We start from the raw sequence: 19,975 nt of genomic DNA on the forward strand, positions 1-19,975 counted from the left end.
TTACAGTGATGACCTAAAGGGGGATTATCCCCAAAGATTAATTAACCAACGTAAACCTGCTGTCACTATTGCGGCACTCAGTACAATCATAATAAAAGGCTTTTTCTGCCAAGTAAGAACGCCTGCCACACCCACACCAATAACTTTTGAGATATCAGCAAGTTGGTCACCATCAAAAAATGTCGATGTCATCGCCACTGAAAACAGAATAACAATCGCCGACAATGAGAGGAGCTCTTTAACTCTCTCTGACACACCCGCTTTATTGTTGAGTAATATGCCGGAAAGACGCATAGCGTATGTACCAACAGCAAGAATAATAATTCCTGTAATAATAGATGCCGTGGACATTATATTTTCCTTATCACAAACAATACGCCTAATAGCGATAATAAAACGGGGATCCCAACAGGGAGGAATAATGTGGTTGCAAGTGCAATAATGCTTCCTATTATTGCTGCATGGCGTGTTAGTTTATTTTTTAATGCCGGTAAACTTAATGCGAGGATGATGGCTGGAAACATCGCATCTAGCCCTAACATCTTTATATCTACAATAAATGATCCTAAGTAAACACCAAGCATGGTTCCTAAAGGCCAAACAAGTAAAATACCCAACCCACAGGCCCAAAATGCTAATTTATTTTGTTCAGCAGTACGTTGAGATAAACCAAATACAACACTTTCATCATTTAATATATGAAAACCTAATAATGATTTAAGCCCTTTCCCCGGTAAATCTTTTACGGCCATACTAAAAGGAATATGTCGTGCATTGACCATTAATCCAGCAAGAGCGGCATATATTGCACTTCCTCCCATCGCCACAACGCCAATAAAAAGAAATTCGGAAGCCCCCGCTAAAACAAAAATGGATAACACCAACGGTACCCAAAAATCAAAGCCTTGGGTATGTGCTAATGCACCATAAGAGATACCGACGATACCATCTGCTAATGAAACAAGCACAATATCTCTAAGTACGTTATTATCAAGACGACTGTTAATTTTCATAGAATGTAGTATTTTTTATCGAACCATTCGTTCATTATGTTGAACGACTTATTTTTTTGCAAGATGATTTTTGAAGGAATCTATGATGTCATCGCCTTGTGCGCCTATTGAAATTATTTCTCAAGCACTGGCTAGAGAAAGAAAAAAAGCGGGCCTTTCACTTGCTGAAATAGCAAGACGAGCCGGTGTTGCAAAATCAACATTATCTCAATTAGAAGCAGGACAAGGAAATCCAAGTATTGAAACACTTTGGGCAATTTGTGTTGCATTAAACATCCCTTTCTCTCAACTTATTTCAGCGCCACAGCCTGAAGTGAAGGTAATACGTAAAGGCGATGGCTTTAAAATTAGCGCAGAAAAAGCCTATTACCATGCTTTTTTACTTTCATCCTGTCCAATAGGTGCAAAACGCGATATATACACGGTAATTGCACAGCCGGGAAAAGATAGAGTTTCAGATCCCCACAGTAAGAATGTCACTGAACATATTATTATTATCAGTGGCAGTGCAATGGTGGGCACTTTAGATGATCAGCAAGAATTACAACCTGGTGATTATATTTGCTACCCTGGTGATGTTACTCATGTATTACGAGCTTTAGAACCTGACACAACCGCAGTCATGATTATTGAACATCATAATTAACATAGTAAAATTATGAATTTACCGCACTGCTATACTGCCATCGATATCCAAAAAGCAGTGCGATAAATTTGATAAAGAATATCTGCTTATTCAATTACTTCTTAAGTGCTTTATCAATATAGATCTCTCGTAGACGTTGAGATAAATGCCCAACTTTTCCCTGATTTATATCTTCATTATCGATTGAAACAACTGGCCAAATAAATGTGGTTGCTGAACTAATAAAAGCTTCTTTTGCTTTTTTAGCTTCATCAAGCGTAAATAGGCGTTCTGTTATTTTAAGCCCTTCTTCTTGTGCTAACTGAATAATCGCTTGGCGGGTAATACCGGGTAAAATATTCTGACTCAATGGCCGTGTAATAATTTCATTATCGTGATTAACAATAAAGAAGTTACTTGAACTCCCTTCTGTTATATAACCATCTTTAATTAAAATAGCATCATCAGCACCTTGTTGATGTGCATGGTGTTTTGCTAAACATGCCGCTAATAATGCCACTGTTTTAATATCACAACGTTGCCAGCGAATATCTTCAACACTCACTACCGAAATACCTTTTTTTGCATTGGGATGGTTAATGACTGTGGAGTGCTGAACAAAAGCAACTATTGTAGAAGGAACAGATGAAGCCGGAAAATCAAAAAAACGAGAGGAATCAGTACCTCGTGTTATTTGTAAATAAATAAGCCCTTCATGAAGGTTATTTTTTTCGATAAGTTGATGATGAACATCAATTAGCTGCTCTTTGGTAATAGAAAGCGATAGCGCTAATTCTTTGCATGAACGCTGTAAGCGTTGAAAATGCCCATTAAAGTCAATAAGCTGACCATCAATAACGGCAGTGACTTCATAAACGGCATCTGCAAATAAAAAACCACGGTCAAAAACAGATATTTTAGCCTGCTCTTTAGGTACAAAGTGACTGTCTAAATACACGATATCAGACATTTTACCTCCGTTATAAATTTTATTAACAATTTATCTTAATCCACTACCTTACTCTTTCAATTTTCTATTTTAAAGACGATCTTCCACATCACTACCTCTTTTTAATTATAGTTTTATGTAACTAAGCCATGTTATATAAGCAGAAATTGCTATAATTTAACTTATGTACCAAATATAAGGATAAGAGGTGGCTATGTTAGATATTAATAAAAATAATTTATCCCAGCTAACAGAGAAACTGGTTAAAAAACAATGTACTTTAATGACTGTTATTGCCACATTGGGTTTCATTGCAGGTTTTATCTGTATTATTAACCCACTTTCTTCTGGCATTGTTATCAGTATATTACTCGGTGTTGTATTTTTTGCCTGCGCAATATCCAGCATTATTGGTGGTTTTAATGCTCAAGTCTCTTCTGGTTGGTCAATGTTGATCACATTATTGGCGGGTTTTATTTATCTCCTGCTTGGCTATATTTTTGTCACCGACCCACTAAAAGGTATGCTTAGCCTCGCCTTTTTTATCGGTTTTTTATTTATTTTTGCAGGAATACTGCGCCTAAATATAGGTTTTAAACAGATCAAAGATAATTTTTATGGCTGGTTTAATATCTTGGTGGGATTTTTAGATTTAGTAATTGCCTATTTCTTGCTTGCTTTCGGCCCTGAAACCTCAGTGGCATTAGTTATGGCATTGATTGGTATACAACTCATTTTAAGTTCTATCACAATATTATCGATAACCAGTGCAATAAAAAGAATGACCCATTAATTGATTATTCAGTAATAATAATCTCATCCATTTTATATAGACTAAGAGCCACATAAGTGGCTCTTAATTTATGGAAAACGAAACAGAGGCATCAAGCACAAGGTAAGCGCAGAGATACCGTATACATATTCTCCCCGCAAAGGTAGCAATTACCTGTATTTTCAAAGACCATGACTTGAATACCTAATTGCCCTACTTCAATATTTGGCAACGCATCTGCCAAAATACTTTCTAACGCAGGTTCTAGTACTTCAACCACATTAATAGGCTCATTATTCGGCGTGGTATCCTGTAAGAAATTGCCTAAACGAGGATCATCAGCATAAATTTCAAGTGTAGAACGATACACCAACGTTCTTTCACTACTATTGACCTTAGAGTAACCATTAAAAATGATAACCATTTTTTGAATATTCATTTTGGCAACGCGGTTTTTAATCTGTAAACATAAAGAAGGTACGAGCCTAATATTCACAGAATTAAAATAGCGATCACAAATTTGTGGAATAGTGACACTAATACAAGGTTTAGGTGCAATATTTTTAATTTGTTTACCACACTCCCCCGTTAAAGAATTATCGACAATAATACGTTCACGTCGGGAGAAACAAATATTATCAAAGATATCAACCGTAAAGAAAGAGATATAATGAATACCATTAGTTAACGCTTGATTTTCCAGCCTTACCGAAACAGCTGACTTGTCAGTACAAGGCAACATTTTTAATTGGTCATTAAAATAAAAACCAACCTGTGTGCTTTCGCTAATATCGCGTCCTAAAATTAGGTTTGCATTCACACAATAATTTTCGCTGTGATAGCTTAAAATACCATTTAACGTTGCCGGAACTTTTGGCGATGGTAATTTTTCGGTTGTCATTTCAACATAGTAATCTCTTGATTTAAGAGGTTTATCCGGCTCTTCGCTATTTTCAGATTCAGCATGAAAAACAGCAATTTGCTTAGGTTCACTCTTCTTAATTTTCACTTTAAAATTTGCGATACCGTACTTATTAGTTTTTCCTATATTAATTTTTTCACCATCGGAATTATAAATTTCTGGTTCAACCTCTAAGCTACTATTATCCGTATCGTAAACGAGCTTTACCTCTTTATTTGAAACATCTTCACCTTCTTTATCCTGTAAATGTACAACAAAATTTTTAGGTACACTTGCCCATTTGCTTGGCCATTGCATCGATTCCGAACGTATTGTCAGTAAATCATCAAACTTTTCACAATTAGTCACAGCGCAATCAGTGTTAGGATTAGGCTTTGGAGGCGTAACTCGAATTTGAATCGGCGTTGCGTAATACACAATACTTTCATCATCTTCATCTTTTAATATCAATTGCAATGACGCCACACCATTACGATTTCCCGTTAAAGAGATCTCTGTTTTATTATTATCCACTATCGTAATGTAGACATCTTTATTATTAGGTAAAATTAAAATCCCTTTAGGGCTTGTACGCCATTCGGCTAAACGCAGATTAATCCCCGTTACAACAACCTCATATTTGATGACTCTATTCATTTTAACTTCGTTATCAGCTTCATCGGGTGATGATTTGATCTGATTAAATTCAACTTTCACATCGGCATCAACGACAACTTGTGATTGTGCATTATAAATAGGGGGCTGAAAGGCCAGAATGTCCTTCTCACCTTGTATAATTTTTTGCAGGCGTTCTTCTTTTGTTTCGATATTCATTGAGTGATTTCCTTTCTTTTTCCGATTCCATTTTTAGCTTAAAGCAAAAATTTTGAGTGAAAATCACAATAGAAAAAAGTCAACTAAGTATTGTTGTCAGATGGAAGAAATAAATACCTAATAAACAATAAGATAAAAATCGATCCTAATAAAATTATCTCAAATTGATCGCTAAAAAATGCCTTTAACATAAAAAATAATTTAAATTTTAAAATATTTTTGTATAAAGCTATTGACTGTTATGGAAATGTGATTAAAATCAATATCAGAAAATATTTGTGACGTGAATCACATTTTATTAATAGGATACTTAATATGAAATCAATGACTTCTTTTATTACTCACCTGCACAAAGTTGTTGTACAATTATCATCAACTCGTTTACTGTAATTATTTGATTTAAAAATAAAATAAAGTATAAAGCCAGAAGTAGCACCCTCATCGCACAAAAGACTATTTCTGGCTTTTACTCCTCTCTTTACGTTTATTCATTACCTCGTGTACCCTCGTATTTTTCGTAACAAAAAATTCACCTTCTTGAACTAAGCTCTCTTTTCTGTACTCTTAATATATAGCTCACATTAACTATGAGGATATTTTATGCAGCAGCAACTGCTTACATGGATACGTCAATTCAATGAGGAGTATGCCCAAATCGCTTCTCTCCTACTCGTTTTAGCCATTATTTTTCTTGTCGCAATCATTCTCCATTTTATTTTGCACAAGTTAGTCTTACCTAAAATTTCCAAAGCAATAACTCAGTACGATCAGAAATGGCAACTTTCTCTAGAAATAAATAAACTATTTAGTCGTTTTGCTTTTTTAATCCAAGGTGTTGTTGTTAATATCCAAGCGCTGGTGTGGATGGGATCAGGTAAAACACAAGAAATTCTCACCACCAGCGCTCAAGCATGGTGTTTAATTTTCGGCTTGTTGATGCTTTTCTCTATTATGGATCTCTGTATGCAGATCATGAGAAATTCATCCTCATTTGGCCGATTACCATTAAAAGGTATTTTTCAAAGCTTAAAACTCGCCGCCTCTGTGCTAATTGGGATAATGATTATTTCCCTACTTATTGGCAAATCACCACTTATTTTACTTAGTGGTTTAGGTGCCATGACGGCTGTATTAATGTTGGTGTTTAAAGATCCTATTATGGGATTAGTTGCCGGTATTCAACTGTCTGCAAACAATATGATAAGCCTTGGTGATTGGCTAGAGATGCCTAAATACGGTGCTGATGGCGCCGTTATTGATATTAGTTTAACGACCGTTAAGGTGCGTAATTGGGATAATACTGTCACCACTATTCCAACTTATTCTCTGATTTCAGATTCCTTTAAAAATTGGCAAGCAATGACAAAATCAGGTGGACGTCGTATTAAACGAAGTCTTGCTCTTGATATTAATAGCATCCATTTTTTAGATAAAAAACAACTTGATGATCTAGAAAAAGCTCACTTATTAGCACCTTATATCAAAAATAAGGAAAGCGAAATTAATCAATTCAATGCAACTTTGGGCAATGAATGTCAAACGCCATTAAACCAGCGTGGCATGACCAATATTGGAACCTTCCGTGCGTATGTTGAAGCTTATTTAAAAAACCATCCTAACGTACATAAGCAAATGACGATTATGGTAAGACAATTAGCACCCACCTCAGATGGGCTTCCCATTGAAATTTATGCTTTCACTAACACCACCGTTTGGGTTCAATACGAGGCTATTCAATCAGATATATTTGATCATATCTTTGCTATTTTGCCTCAATTTAGCTTAAGAGTTCACCAATCTCCAACTGGAAATGATGTAAGAGCACTCAGATTTCCTGCTGAAAATAATCCGCAATAAATCATTTTGTATTAAGTAAAAAAGGAGAATTATTCTTCTTTTTTACTTTTCTTATTAACAAATATTTTTATATCTTTTATTTTGTTATCATGTTAACAATCTTGTTTTTCTATATATTAGCAAAAATCGATATGTTATATTTTATATATCGTTCGATTGTTAATTCCTATTTATTTGATATTTTATTTACCACTAAAGTGGTATTAATCAGAAATTGTAACCATTTGTTTAATAATTATTTTTTTATATAACGTTATTAACATTTTTTATATTGATATAAATCATTATAGGTAGAAGGGTTATAACTTAACATATATATACAACTTTACTTGTTGTGAAAAATGTTAGGGTAATGTCAATGTCAAAAATTAAAAATAATACTTCTATGACTGAAATGAGTCGGCGTGGATTCATTCAGTCTGCAGCAGTTATTTCTGGAGCTGCTGCTGTTGCAGGAACGGTTTCATTACCATTCGCTGCTAATGCTCAAACTCCCCAGGGTATTCGTCCTGATGAGACTTCTGAAACTATCAAGTACAGTGCATGTCTAGTGAACTGTGGTAGCCGTTGTCCATTAAAAGTTCATGTGAAAGATGGTGTGATTCGCCGTATTTCTAATGAAACTATGTATGATGATTCAACATTTGGTCTTCACCAAATTCGTCCGTGTCTTCGTGGTCGTTCTGTACGTTGGAAAACATATAACCCAGATCGTTTAAAATACCCAATGAAACGTGTTGGTAAGCGTGGTGAAGGTAAATTTGAACGTATTTCTTGGGATGAAGCGACTTCAATCATCGCGGAAAAATTAAAATATACCATTGAAAAATATGGTAATGAGTCCATTTATTACCAATATGGTACAGGCTCTACTGGTGCAAACTTACACGGTAGAACTGCATGTAAACGTTTATTAAGTACTGTCGGTGGTTTTTTAAGTGACTATGGTACTTATTCATACTCTCAATTAACTGGTATTGTGCCTTATGTTTATGGCGATATGCTGGAATCACTGTTAACAGAAATTGAGAATTCAGACTTAGTGGTGATGTTTGGTCATAACTTGGCTGAAACACGTATGTCTGGTGGTGGTCAGTTCTATGAAACGTTAAATGCGTTAGATAAGAGCAAAAGTAAAGTTATCATCATCGACCCTCGTCGTACCGACAGTGTGACAACATTAGGTGCCGAATGGATCCCAATTTATCCAGGTACTGATGCTGCATTAGTGGCTGCATTAGGCTATGTGATGATCCAAGAAGGTATCACCGATGAAGATTTCTTACGTGAATATTGTGTCGGTTGGGATAAACAAACATTACCTGCATCAGCACCTGAAAATGGCTCTTATAAAGATTACATTTTAGGTAATGGCCCTGATGGCATTGCAAAAACACCTGAGTGGGCAAGTAAATTAACTGGTATTTCTGTTGCACGTATCATCCAATTAGCGCGTGAAATTGGCGGTGCAAGAGCAGCATGGATTTCTCAAGGTTGGGGCATCCAGCGTACTTCAAATGGTGAGCAAGCATGTCGTGCGATTATGATGCTACCATTAATGTCAGGTCATATCGGTCGCCCTGGTACAAATACTGGTTGTTGGGGCGGTAACGTCGCTTACCCTGTTGCAAGCTTTGCACTTCCTAACCCAGTAAAAACGCTGATCCCAACTTTTATGTGGTCTGAAGCAATTGCACGTGGTGAAGAGTTAACCAGTAAAAATGCTGGTGTTAGAAATAAAGATAAACTTGATACTGGCATTAAATTTATGTGGTGTTATTCCAGTAACGTGATTGGTAACCAACACGCTGACTTGAATAAAACACATGATTTACTGCAAGATGAATCAAAATGTGAGTTTATTTTAGTGTGGGATAACCACATGACACCATCTGCAAAATACGCTGATATTTTACTGCCAGATGTGACAACAGTTGAGACAAACGATCTTATCAATAACTCTTACGCCAGTGGCGCTTACCACTATGTTGTCCGTTTACAAAATGCGATTAAACCACTTTGGGAAAACCGCCCTTGCTATGATGTCTTAACTGACATTGCAGAAAAGATGGGTACCAAAGAACAATTCACTGAAGGACGTACTTACGAAGAGTGGATTGAATATTGCTATAACCAAATGCGTGAGAAAAACCCAGCGCTGCCTACATTTGCAGAAACTAATGATGTAGGAATTATCGATCGTAAATTACCTAACCGTAATCAATACGTTGCACTCGAAGCATTCCGTCAAGATCCTATCGCTAATCCACTAAAAACAGCGTCAGGTAAGATTGAAATTTATTCTGAAAAACTAATGCAAGATACTGATGGCTGGGTGTTACCAGAAGGCGATCGTATCCCTGCAATTCCAGAATATTGTAAGAATGAAGAAGGCGTTGAAAACGTTAAGCTTAAAGAGAAATTCCCTCTGCAAATGACTGGTTTCCACGATAAAGGCCACGTTCACTCAAGTTACTATAACGTTGCTATGTTACGTGAAGCTATTCCTCATCAATTCTGGCTAAACCCAATTGATGCGGCTGAACGCGGATTAAAATCTGGCGATATCGCTGAAATTTATAATGCCCGTGGTCGTTTGAATATTCTCGTCAAAGTTACAGATCGTGTATTACCTGGTGTGATTGCAGTACCGCAAGGTGCATGGCGTTCACTTGATACAACAGGTGTAGATACAGGTGGATGTATTAATACATTAACAAGCTGGCACCCATCGCCGTTTGCTAAAGGAAATCCACAACATACAAACCTTGTTGAAGTGAAACGTGCATAAGGAGTTAACTCATGAAGCAATATGGTTTTTATTTTGACTCCACTAAATGCACTGGCTGTAAAACATGTCAAGTCAGTTGCAAGGATGAAAAAGATTTAGATTTAGGCCCTAAATTCCGTCGTGTTTACGAATACGGTGGTGGTAGCTGGGCAAAACAAGACGGGATCTGGACACAAAATATCTATAGTTATTATTTATCCATTTCTTGTAACCATTGTTCAAACCCTACTTGCGTTGCAGGTTGCCCAACTGGCGCTATGCATAAACGTGAAGAAGATGGTTTAGTGGTTGTTAACCAAGATATTTGTGTTGGTTGCCGTTATTGCGAATTGCGTTGCCCTTATGGTGCGCCACAATTCGATGAGAAGAAAAAACTCATGTCTAAGTGTGATGGTTGCTACGAGCGTGTAGCACAAGGCATGAAACCGGTTTGTGTTGAGTCTTGTCCTCAACGTGCGCTTGATTTTGATGATATTGAAGTGATCAGAGCAAAACACGGTACTGAATGTGGTATCGCGCCAATGCCTGATCCTAGTTTGACCAATCCAAATATCGTGATCAAAGCACACAAAGAAGCTAAACCTTCTGGTGATAAAACCGGCTCAGTTCAAAATGCGGCGGAGGTATAAACCATGCATGAACTTCCTCTAGTCTTTTTTACTGTTTTAGGTTCGTCAGCAGCAGGCCTGTTTCTTATTGCTTATATCAGTAAAAAATTAGGTCAAATTGATGAAAACCAACTGCGTAATGCTAATATTTTAGCCTTGATTTTAATGTTAGTTGGTTTAGGTATTGGTGGATTACACGTTGGTCAGCCACTGCGTTTTTTCAATATGTTATTAGGCATTGGTCGTTCTCCAATGAGTAACGAAGCCTTCTTAAGTGGTGTGTTTACAGGTTTTGCTTTTGCAACTGTTGCACTCACTATTATGAAAAAATGGAAGGGTTTACGTGAAATTTGTAACCTACTTACTGTTGTTTTCGGTCTAGCATTTGTTTGGTCAATTCCACAAGTCTATCATATTCCTACAATTGCTAACTGGAATACAGACTACACCACATTGCAATTTTGGATGACGCTGTTAGTTGGCGGTGGTGTATTAGCAATGGCTACAGGTGCAAGACGTTTAGGCGCATTATCCTTTATTATCGGTGCCATTATTACTTTTGCGACTCGTTCTGGTTATGTTAGCTTCCTTGGCTTTACAGGCCCTGAACTTAGCGCTGATCAATCTCTATTTTGGGGATTCCAGTTAGCTGTATTAGCATTAGGTGTGGTTATCGTAGGATTTACTGCAGTAAAAGCGCAAGCATCAAAAATGACGCTAGCAACTTGCGCGGCTGCGGTCATTATTGCTGAGTTATCAGGCCGTATCGCCTTTTATAACTTATGGCATATTACTATGTAATCTTAATTTTATGGCTGATTAATCGTCCATAGAAAAGAGACAAAAATGCATACCCGAAAAGGTATGCATTTTTTTTAGAATGAAGAGCCAGGTTGCTGTAAAAAATCTAATTCTTCTGGCGTAGATGTTCGACCTAAGATGGCATTACGATGAGGATAACGACCATATTTATCAATAATTTCTTTGTGTCTTAGTTCATATTGATAAGTATTTTCATCATCAATCTGAGAAAACAATATAACCGCATCTTGATGAATTTTAGGTGATTCTGAATGCATAAATGGCATTATCATAAACTTACGTTTAACTGGTGCTAATGTCAGGTATTCAGGTAACCGGATAGCTTCTTGCGCTAAGATTAATGCCATATTATCTTGGGCAAAGGCTTTTGGCGTATCACGCCAAATATTACGCGAGAACTGATCAAGAATAATAATCTCAGCTAAGCGCCCTTCTATCGTTTCTCTCCACGATGCTAGTTCACCACGACTTGCACTTAAACATAATTCACCAAATCTACGGCTAATTTCTTTATCAAACTGAGTATCTTTTTTAAACCATTGCTCTGGTGTGCATTCTTCAAACCAAAACGTCAAAGTTGATTGATAAGGGATCATAAAAACTACCACGCTAGTTGTTTATTAATCAAAATAGCGTTTATTTTCATCAAAATAAACGTCATTGGCGAGTTACTACTTTGGTAAGTTACCATTTTAATATAGCAACAGCTATTGATCCCTATCCGAAAAGGACATAAAAATAAATCCCCTCTTTAATCTTTAAAGGGGATTTAAAATGCTTCCTAGCTAACGCTTAAATCCATTAAGTCGCGCCATCCATAAGCCAATTTATTTACAAATATGTATAAAATGGTATTCATTCCATTTGTTACATTCTGTCGATATTATGATGCAATTTAACTAGCCTGAACATTTTACAAGCATCAAATTTATCTCTGTATCTCTATCCTGCCTTAAAAATCAGCATTTAAAAATTTTAATTTTTATAGTGAAACCACTAAAAAAGATCGATACCGTCTTATTTTATTTTTTAAAAACATCATGTTATGACAATAAAGATTGTTATAAATAAACAATTAAATCAATGCACTACATTTCAACTTTTAATTTTTCTGCTTTAACCTTGTTATTATCTTGTGTGATTACACCCAAAAGAAACCAGAGATCAAAAGTGAGATGAATGTTTAAAATTTGCACATTAGTAATGACATTTATTGAAAAGTTTGCCCTATTCCTCTGTTTCTTTAACAATTTTGGAGTACAATTGTTGCAGTCTATTTACTGAATGATCTGTTATGTCTGCTATCTCTATTATTGGAATAAGCTACCTTATTGGAGCTGTAATATCGTTTATTATTACTTTCTTTTTAACCAAAGATCCTAGTCTTGCCATGCGCCTTTTAAGCGCATTATTAATTGCCTTAACTTGGCCTCTTAGCTTTCCTATGGCACTTATCTTCTCTATTTTTAGTTAATTTTTTTAATTTAAACTTAATAACAGTAGTTATATTCTATTAAATTAGAATAATAACTATTTTCTTTTCTACTCTTAAATAAATATATTAGCTACTTTTTAAAAATAACACTTTTAGCTTAGATTTTATCTAAAAAAGAATATCTAATTGCTCGTTATTTCATTCAAGAAATTACAATATTAACAAGCAATGTCAATACGTTATATTTAATAGTCACTTTATCGAAAATAGAGTGCCATTTTTAAACATAATATTCGAGTAAATATTTTTATAAATTTACAATCAAGCTTAATTTCATTACATTATCTTATGTAAATTGGTCGAATACGCATATTATTTACCATCACCAATAATAATTTTTAATTAGAGCTAGAATATGTTTAGTGAAAATGTCATTACAGATATTATCTATTGGATTGAAGAAAATTTAGAGAAAGATCTAAAACTTGAGAATGTTTCACAAAAATCAGGATATTCCAAATGGCATCTTCAACGCATGTTTAAAGAGCAAACAGGATTAACATTAGCGTCTTATATTCGAGCTAGGCGACTTTCTTGTGCCGCTGTTGAATTACGCTTACAAAGAACGCCACTACTTGATATTGCGTTAAAATATCGTTTTGACTCGCAACAAACTTTCTCAAGAGCGTTTAAAAAGCTGTTTAATATGACGCCCTATAATTATCGTAGAAAAGAGAATTGGCAGGCTCATGGCTTTACATTACCGTTAAGAAAATTTAGTGGTTTTAATTTAGATATCGAAATCGTCACTATTGATTCTCTCTCTTTAACGGGAATAGATCACACCTATAAAGCCAATGCAATTGATTGGAATTTTAATACAGAAAAATCACGAGAAGAGTATTGGAAGGTATTTTTTCAAAATGCGCTCTACAAACATGAGCGAATTTATGCTTTACATAATATTTTATCTAAGAAAAATAATGAATTAACGATAAAATATGCAACTATGATGGAAAATAAACCTGAAGTGTATAATGCACAATTTTTGCATAAAGCGCATATCGAGAATGCTAAATATCTTAAATTCACGATCCCTGAAAAATTACTCACATTAGAGTATAAAGATATTATCTATAATATTTATGGTATTTTACTTAGAAAGTTAAATATACCCAGAAAGAAGGGGTCGCCCGATATTGAGGAATATATTTTTAAAGAGGAATATCCAGTTTCTAGCCTAGCTTATAAACCAATTCCTTTAGTGAAAGATGTGAATTACTATATTCCTATCGAAATTGGTGTTCAAAACACATAGAAAATATAATTTATTTTTTATAAAAGCTATCTAATTTTAGATAGCTTTTAATTACATATTTATAAAATATAATTTTTATTTATTATTGATCTAATATCAATCAGCTACAAAAACTTGAATGTAATTTGCATAATCTCCATTAGCACTAACTAGTTTTCGACCATTACTTGTTGTTTTTATTCTTAAGAAACCACTCCCACCGTGAGTAATATTGATGTAAACATCATCTATTGGGGGTAAGGTGCCAAAAGTCCAAGATTTATCTTCATCATTTCTATTTAAGTATATAGTTTTTCCACGTATATCCTCTGTAACATCTATGGCTTGATGACGATCTATCGCGCCACCAACTTTACGCCATCCTTTGCTTATTCCTTTTTTCTCATACCGACTATCAGACTCACCTTTGGAATAACTATAACCCGATGCTAAATAATTCCCTTTCGGTTGATATTTTCCATCAGACTCACCTTTTGAATAAGCCCCCACATCAGCTGCTGTCGGTTTATTTTGACTATTAAACTCTTTAGCCCAAGGTGTAAAATTACCTTTATCATACTGGCTACGAGAATAAATACGGCTAGTGTTATAAACATAATAAAGCTGGGTAATGCCTGCATTTTTTAAAACAATTAATGTCCCCGCCATCGCTTCTGGGTAATTTAAGTTTGTTGTTGCATTCGCATTTGCAGGCTGAAAATAGATACCCGCTGTTTTATAGTTATTTAAATTTTGATTCGCGCCAATTGAGATCGCTTGACCATTAAAAATATCTTGCGATGTTACCGTCACATCACCACTTAATGGCTTATTATTGACTTTTCGTGCCGTAGTCACATAGTTACCTTTAGCTTGATATTTATTATCCGCTTCAGATTTTGAGTAACTATAACCCGCTGCTTGGTAATTCCCTTTTCCCTGATATTTACTATCAGATTCTGCTTTAGTATAGCTTTCGCCTTTAGTCGCATAATTTCCCGCAGGCTGATAACTTCCTTTTGGCTGATATTTACCATCCGATTCTACTTTGGTATAGCTTTCCCCTTTGTTAGCATAATTTCCAGCTGGGGCATAATTCCCTTTAGGTTGATATTTGGTATCAGATTCTGCTTTTGAATAACCATAGCCTTCAGCTTGATATTTACCTACAGGTTGAAAACGTTTATCTGCATCACCTTTAGAATAAGCACCTACATCATTTGCATTAATATCAGCTTTTAATTCAATCCATGCATTACCTGCGACTGGCTCAACATTATTATTTTCAATTTTAGACTGCCAAACTTTATTTTTATGATAAACCACACTACGAATAGGGTAAGGTTTCCCCGCTTCCGACCACTTAGCAAAACCCTGCAATTGCATTTCACCAATAGACTCGGTGATATCGTGAAATAAACTATTCATTTTTTCACGTTCAATATCTTTTGCAGCCGGATCAGTCACTTGGTCACGTTCATAATCATAACCATAACCTTGTGTATAAGACACAGAACCATCAGATTGTATTTCAACAGGTACAACTGTTTTATCCCCTTGTGTTGCAAAGGGGGTTTTAAATATTTTAGTCATAGGGATTATTCTCCGAAATTACTCTTCAGAAAGTTTTTACGATATTGACCATAACCAAAAGCTTTTTTGGTTATGATGCGATATTTGACACCTACACCTGAAGGGCGAGGCATTAAATCGAAGTTTTCTAATAAAAGGCGTAAACGTTCATCTGGATTAAAATTAAAAACGTAATACATATACGTCATATCAAAAGGATCGAGCACAAAAACCTTGCTATCCTCACGCCAGAAAAAACGTTTAAGAAATTCATTAATATTGGTTACGGTAGGACTTTGAGTGAGATTGAAATAACGCATTCTCACCAGCATTCTTTTTTGATCTAAAGTCAGCGATAAAGTGTAATCAGCATTTCGTCGAAAATTTGCTTTAAAATTGGTTTTCTTTTTACCAAAACCAAAACCTATTTTGTTTTTATCACTAGGAGGAATATCGATACCTAAAGGTACATCTAAAATACGTGACCATACTGATAAACCAAAATCGTTAGCTGTATCAATATTAAAGATATCTCGATACCAGTTTTGCCAAAAAGTAACCGTAGATTGATTAAAGTAAATAGCTTTTAAATGTGCTAATGCTTTTAATTTATCTGCGTTTTCATATTGCCAGAGGACTGCTTTTAGTAGATCAGAATGAAAATCAAATTCTTGAATATTCATACGATCACCACTTGTACTGCCCCTTTTGGTAATCGGGCAATTTGATTAAGTTTGATAGGAATTAATGCAACATTCCAATTTTTTCCATCTGTTGAAAGCTCAACTTTAGTGACAAATAAATGAGGCTCAACCGCATTAACCGCTGCTGAAATTTCAAAAGGAGAAATTTCTCGCCCAACCACCAACCCATTATCTCCATCTATTTCGCCCTGAACCCATTTCTCTAACGCATTAGGAATAATGGTTTGCGCATCAATATTGGATTTTTTTACAGAAACACGGCAAAACACAGGCACTTCTTTCGGGCGTGAAAACTTAATAGGATATTCTTGCTCACTTGCTGGCTCTATTACATTTATTTCAATATCACCATTAAATGCAGCGCCTATTGTTTTTGTTCTTAATAATGATTTAGCAATTTCATGGCTATCTCCACCTTCTACACACACATAAATGCTGTGAGGTAATAATGAGATACCATCGACAACCAACGCTTTATCATTAAAATTTTCACGAAAAGAAAGGGAATTAACTCCCTCTAATTCATATAACGAAGAGGTAATCGCTTCTGCAACACTGACGGTATTTTTAGCTAATGTTTGTTTACGCCGACGCCTTGCCTTTATATCTGACTCAGCATGGCGACCAACAACAGCATGGGTTAAGTTATTCACTTTTTCCCATCCTAATACAGAACTTGCTACTTTATTTAATTGCCCAACGCCACAAGCAATAGGGCCATATTCTTTGGCTCGCATATCGCCTTTAATTTTCCCGTTATTAGCGATAATTAATGGTGATAACGTTTCAAAGGTAGCACCTGTTATTGTGAGAGCCTGAGAGCCTTTAGGAATAATAGTACCGGGGATACCAGTAAACTCGACGTCACTTAAATAGGAATGTGTGGCATTAATACGCTCTCCGCCCATTAACGCCCAAATTGCATCGAGAAAAACACCACCAGCAATATCGGGATTTATTTGATTTGCGAGCTCAGCATTATTACGAACAATGGCATCTCTATTTTCAATTTCCATAGTTGCCAATACCCCTTGTGGGGTTTCTGGCGATAAATTAATAGATTGACCAAATACAGCGCGAAATTCATCTTCGACATTATTTCGTAACGTCGATGTGTCTGGAACAATCACCCCTTTATTATTAATATAACGATAGTCAGCCATTCAATGTAAATCCTCCATATATCGTGCGTATATCTGCCTGATATTTCAATGTCCCCTCTTCTAGAAAAGCATGGAAATAAGTGATAGCAACAACTTCCTCTATTTCTGCAATACGTTGTCGAAATGCCATTTCAAATAAAGGTATATCTACTTGTCGACTAAACGTTGCTGACCAATAAGGAATTCCTTTATCTTTTTTATGTAGCATTTCACCGCGTACAGCTTTAATAAAATGCTGACAAACGTTTTTTACAGCTTCATCGTTGTCGCAAATTTGAAGGTTACCATCAGCACCTATCGCAAAATCATTCTGCTGATTTATTGAAAATGTCCTCATATTGGACTCCCTGTATTATCTTTCCCTGATTGCACTCCACTATGAGTATGTGTTGAGCCGATATCCTTTCCGTTATGGCGCATCACTCCACCTTGTGAATCACTATTACCATTTACGGCGTAATTACCATTAACCGTCACATTGCCAGTAAATATCGTTTCAGGTGCATTGATTTCATATTTTGGGGCTTCTAATACAACTTTATCGTTATGAAGAGAGAAACAGACTGAACCATCCATTGACTGAATAACCAAGGCATCAATATTCTCCCCATCAATCGCCCATCCTTTGATCGTATCAGGAAAAAACATAGCATCACTAAACGAATGTAATCGTGTTGTATTGGGTTGATCTTCCAAACCACCACGTTGAAAAATAAGGCTAATATCGCGATCACTCGCCTTTAGCCAGCCAAAGTCACCCGGTTTAATTGGCGCTCTAATAAAAAAACCTCCACCACCAAATCGAAACACGGGAATATTAGCAACCGGTGCCCGAGAGATTTTTTCATCATCCGTAGTCAACATCATGACCAAAGGTTTGATCATGGCTCGATTAGTTTGCTCATCATAATTAATGACGGTTGCGGGTAACATATCATCTGTATTCATCATTAAATGGCGAAATGCAGACGAAAAAGCCCCTGCCAGTGAACCAACACTGGCAATATCATTATTGGGTTTACTCATAATTAAGCTCGTTTACACGTTGCGGTATAAGTGAAATCTGCATCATGTGAAGCAACTTTAAATTCAAGTTGCTCAATAATGTAGTCACCATTTAGTGAGGTATTTAATTTGCTATCGAGGCGAAGCATTCCGCCTAGTTCAGATGTGCTATCGATAAGATAACTCACCGTTAAGCCACTCTCAGTGGCTTTGGGAATGCCAATCATGCCTGAATTCATATTCAAAATACGAAATCGGCTTTTTAATGCTTTATCATCATCTTTTACAAATAACGTATCATCATCAATAAAAGCTTTAACATTTCCCGACTCTTGTAAACGCTCTATTTGATGTAATGCAGAGCCACAATAATACCAATTAGCAATATTCTTATCGGTTGCCTGAAAATCCAATTTCACGCCACAATCATTAGCAATGGTTAACGCGATTTCACTCAATTTTTGAATTGCGCCACCACTAGAAGAAATAATTTTTCCAGAACAATGGTGGCTAGTTTTTGCAGATAACGTTACGGTGACATCCGGAGGAGAGTCTATTTCTGCACTGACAATATCGCCAATAAAAAGTGAGAATAGCCCAGAGTTAATTCGACCAACTTCTAAATAAAGTCGTCGAACTTGCTTATTTTTATTATAAGGACTTGTTTCCGTCAGCAAATAATCTCTTGTTTCGGTATTAAGCCCTGTAATAGCGATTTTACATTCGTTTTGTAATGGATTTGCATATTTCTTTCCTCCTGCTGATATACGCAATCCTTCATACCATTGAAGCCTTTCACCGACCTCAATCCCCACCCTTATTCGCCGAAGCTCCATCTTCATTACTCCAATACACTAATGATTGTGTTTTTGTAAATTCCTCATACCACGGTAAAGCATCATTTTCTGTTAGAAACATTAAATTAATCCCCTGGTTTAAATATCGATAAGGGATAATAGGTGTATTAGCAACTAAGCGAATACCTGTAATAAGCACTTCACTATCTCGCTCAATATCAAAAAACATTGTTTGATTAGCGACTTTTAGCGTAAATGTCCAATCAACACCGGCTATTTCGATAGAAAATCGCTGATTAGGAATAGCTTGTAATGGAATAACTTGCATTTTATCTATCTCCTATTTTTATTTTTTTCCTGCTTGTGTTGATTTTTTACTTTTGACATTACCACGATTAACTGTTGAGGTTTGTTTTGGTTTTTTGGTCGATTTAGAGGATTTTTTATTATATTCGGGCACTATTGTTTTCCATTCTGTAAATTTAAGTTTTAATTCGATGGCATTCACTTTTTGGGGATCTTCATCGTGAGTCAAACTTTCTAACAACATTGGTTGATAGGTTCTGACTCTAGTTTGAATTCCCACTAATGTATGTTCGTCATAAAGCTGCTTTATAATAGAATAACGATCCGCAATATCACCCGTTAATAGTAACTCGACACCTATATTAATAGGATTAATAATGACGTGGTCGCTACGATTTTCGCCATTTTCAACCGCAAATTTAATGACTTGATGACTATCAGTAATTGAAACTTTCATCGGATTAACGCTATCAAATAGCGTTGTGAATGACTCTAAATCAAAAATTCTAACTTCCGTTATCATA

The 19,975-nt window shown here is 35.7% G+C and carries 20 protein-coding genes and 1 pseudogene; 8 read left to right on the top strand and 13 right to left on the bottom strand.

Annotated elements, in window-relative coordinates; translation table 11 throughout:
• Positions 1 to 24 precede the first annotated feature (24 nt).
• Positions 25 to 354: an AzlD domain-containing protein gene (locus tag GTH25_RS11200; protein WP_083629136.1), complete on the bottom strand. Its 330-nt coding sequence runs from the start codon at positions 352 to 354 to the stop codon at positions 25 to 27.
• Positions 351 to 1,013, bottom strand: a complete 663-nt coding sequence (locus GTH25_RS11205) for an AzlC family ABC transporter permease (protein ID WP_075674181.1) — start codon at positions 1,011 to 1,013, stop codon at positions 351 to 353. Before GTH25_RS11205 ends, GTH25_RS11200 begins: the two co-directional genes overlap by 4 nt.
• A gap of 85 nt (positions 1,014 to 1,098) precedes the next feature.
• Between GTH25_RS11205 and GTH25_RS11210 the strand changes: the two genes are divergently transcribed.
• Positions 1,099 to 1,659, top strand: a complete 561-nt coding sequence (locus GTH25_RS11210) for a helix-turn-helix domain-containing protein (protein WP_075674182.1) — start codon at positions 1,099 to 1,101, stop codon at positions 1,657 to 1,659.
• A 94-nt stretch (positions 1,660 to 1,753) separates the two neighbouring features.
• On the opposite strand, the gene GTH25_RS11215 is transcribed toward GTH25_RS11210, so the two are convergent.
• A complete protein-coding gene (locus GTH25_RS11215) occupies positions 1,754 to 2,608 on the bottom strand; it encodes a D-amino-acid transaminase (RefSeq protein ID WP_075674183.1) in 855 nt (284 codons plus the stop codon).
• A 193-nt stretch (positions 2,609 to 2,801) separates the two neighbouring features.
• Between GTH25_RS11215 and GTH25_RS11220 the strand changes: the two genes are divergently transcribed.
• Entirely contained in the window at positions 2,802 to 3,380 is a 579-nt protein-coding gene (locus tag GTH25_RS11220; RefSeq protein WP_075674184.1) for an HdeD family acid-resistance protein, read from the top strand.
• Positions 3,381 to 3,471: 91 nt separating this feature from the next.
• Here the strand turns inward: GTH25_RS11220 and GTH25_RS11225 are convergent, their stop codons facing one another.
• Positions 3,472 to 5,094: a hypothetical protein gene (locus tag GTH25_RS11225; RefSeq protein WP_075674185.1), complete on the bottom strand. Its 1,623-nt coding sequence runs from the start codon at positions 5,092 to 5,094 to the stop codon at positions 3,472 to 3,474.
• 600 nt (positions 5,095 to 5,694) lie between these two features.
• Between GTH25_RS11225 and GTH25_RS11230 the strand changes: the two genes are divergently transcribed.
• From GTH25_RS11230 to GTH25_RS11245, 4 genes are all read left to right on the top strand, one after another.
• Positions 5,695 to 6,951, top strand: coding sequence for a mechanosensitive ion channel family protein (locus tag GTH25_RS11230; protein ID WP_164530565.1), 1,257 nt, complete (start codon positions 5,695 to 5,697; stop codon positions 6,949 to 6,951).
• A 358-nt stretch (positions 6,952 to 7,309) separates the two neighbouring features.
• Positions 7,310 to 9,742 carry a DMSO/selenate family reductase complex A subunit gene (locus GTH25_RS11235; RefSeq protein WP_075674187.1) on the top strand — a complete coding sequence of 811 codons (2,433 nt, stop codon included), beginning with the start codon at positions 7,310 to 7,312 and terminating at the stop codon, positions 9,740 to 9,742.
• 11 nt (positions 9,743 to 9,753) lie between these two features.
• Positions 9,754 to 10,371, top strand: a complete 618-nt coding sequence (locus tag GTH25_RS11240) for a DMSO/selenate family reductase complex B subunit (RefSeq protein WP_023581764.1) — start codon at positions 9,754 to 9,756, stop codon at positions 10,369 to 10,371.
• A gap of 3 nt (positions 10,372 to 10,374) precedes the next feature.
• Positions 10,375 to 11,151 (top strand): dimethyl sulfoxide reductase anchor subunit family protein, encoded by a 777-nt coding sequence (locus GTH25_RS11245; RefSeq protein WP_164530566.1) that lies wholly within the window; start codon positions 10,375 to 10,377, stop codon positions 11,149 to 11,151.
• A gap of 74 nt (positions 11,152 to 11,225) precedes the next feature.
• Here the strand turns inward: GTH25_RS11245 and GTH25_RS11250 are convergent, their stop codons facing one another.
• Positions 11,226 to 11,768, bottom strand: coding sequence for a DUF924 family protein (locus GTH25_RS11250; protein WP_075674189.1), 543 nt, complete (start codon positions 11,766 to 11,768; stop codon positions 11,226 to 11,228).
• A gap of 698 nt (positions 11,769 to 12,466) precedes the next feature.
• On the opposite strand from GTH25_RS11250, the gene GTH25_RS11255 reads away from it, so the two are divergent.
• Entirely contained in the window at positions 12,467 to 12,646 is a 180-nt protein-coding gene (locus GTH25_RS11255; protein ID WP_036912664.1) for a GhoT/OrtT family toxin, read from the top strand.
• A 376-nt stretch (positions 12,647 to 13,022) separates the two neighbouring features.
• Positions 13,023 to 13,925: a helix-turn-helix domain-containing protein gene (locus GTH25_RS11260; RefSeq protein WP_075674190.1), complete on the top strand. Its 903-nt coding sequence runs from the start codon at positions 13,023 to 13,025 to the stop codon at positions 13,923 to 13,925.
• A gap of 1,191 nt (positions 13,926 to 15,116) precedes the next feature.
• Here GTH25_RS11260 and GTH25_RS19370 read toward each other — a convergent pair.
• The 8 genes and pseudogenes from GTH25_RS19370 to GTH25_RS11300 all read right to left on the bottom strand — a co-directional run.
• Positions 15,117 to 15,497: pseudogene (locus GTH25_RS19370) on the bottom strand (hypothetical protein); the annotation flags it as partial.
• Positions 15,498 to 15,502: 5 nt separating this feature from the next.
• On the bottom strand, positions 15,503 to 16,159 hold the full coding sequence (locus tag GTH25_RS11270; protein ID WP_164530568.1) for a DUF2612 domain-containing protein: 657 nt from the start codon (positions 16,157 to 16,159) through the stop codon (positions 15,503 to 15,505).
• Positions 16,156 to 17,343 carry a baseplate J/gp47 family protein gene (locus tag GTH25_RS11275; protein WP_164530569.1) on the bottom strand — a complete coding sequence of 396 codons (1,188 nt, stop codon included), beginning with the start codon at positions 17,341 to 17,343 and terminating at the stop codon, positions 16,156 to 16,158. Before GTH25_RS11275 ends, GTH25_RS11270 begins: the two co-directional genes overlap by 4 nt.
• Entirely contained in the window at positions 17,336 to 17,680 is a 345-nt protein-coding gene (locus GTH25_RS11280; protein WP_075674204.1) for a contractile injection system sheath initiator, read from the bottom strand. Before GTH25_RS11280 ends, GTH25_RS11275 begins: the two co-directional genes overlap by 8 nt.
• Positions 17,677 to 18,369, bottom strand: a complete 693-nt coding sequence (locus tag GTH25_RS11285; RefSeq protein ID WP_075674205.1) for a Gp138 family membrane-puncturing spike protein — start codon at positions 18,367 to 18,369, stop codon at positions 17,677 to 17,679. Before GTH25_RS11285 ends, GTH25_RS11280 begins: the two co-directional genes overlap by 4 nt.
• Before the next feature lie 2 nt (positions 18,370 to 18,371).
• The gene (locus GTH25_RS11290; RefSeq protein WP_164530570.1) at positions 18,372 to 19,184 is read right to left on the bottom strand and encodes a baseplate hub protein; all 813 of its coding nucleotides are present in this window, start codon (positions 19,182 to 19,184) and stop codon (positions 18,372 to 18,374) included.
• The gene (locus tag GTH25_RS11295) at positions 19,153 to 19,473 is read right to left on the bottom strand and encodes a phage baseplate plug family protein (protein ID WP_164530571.1); all 321 of its coding nucleotides are present in this window, start codon (positions 19,471 to 19,473) and stop codon (positions 19,153 to 19,155) included. The genes GTH25_RS11290 and GTH25_RS11295 overlap by 32 nt, the downstream gene beginning before the upstream one ends.
• An 18-nt stretch (positions 19,474 to 19,491) precedes the next feature.
• Complete coding sequence (locus tag GTH25_RS11300; RefSeq protein WP_164530572.1) at positions 19,492 to 19,974, bottom strand: phage baseplate protein; 483 nt, start codon at positions 19,972 to 19,974, stop codon at positions 19,492 to 19,494.
• Between the last annotated feature and the right edge of the window lies 1 nt (position 19,975).

The sequence above is a fragment of the Proteus terrae subsp. cibarius genome (assembly GCF_011045835.1).
GTDB lineage: Bacteria > Pseudomonadota > Gammaproteobacteria > Enterobacterales > Enterobacteriaceae > Proteus > Proteus cibarius.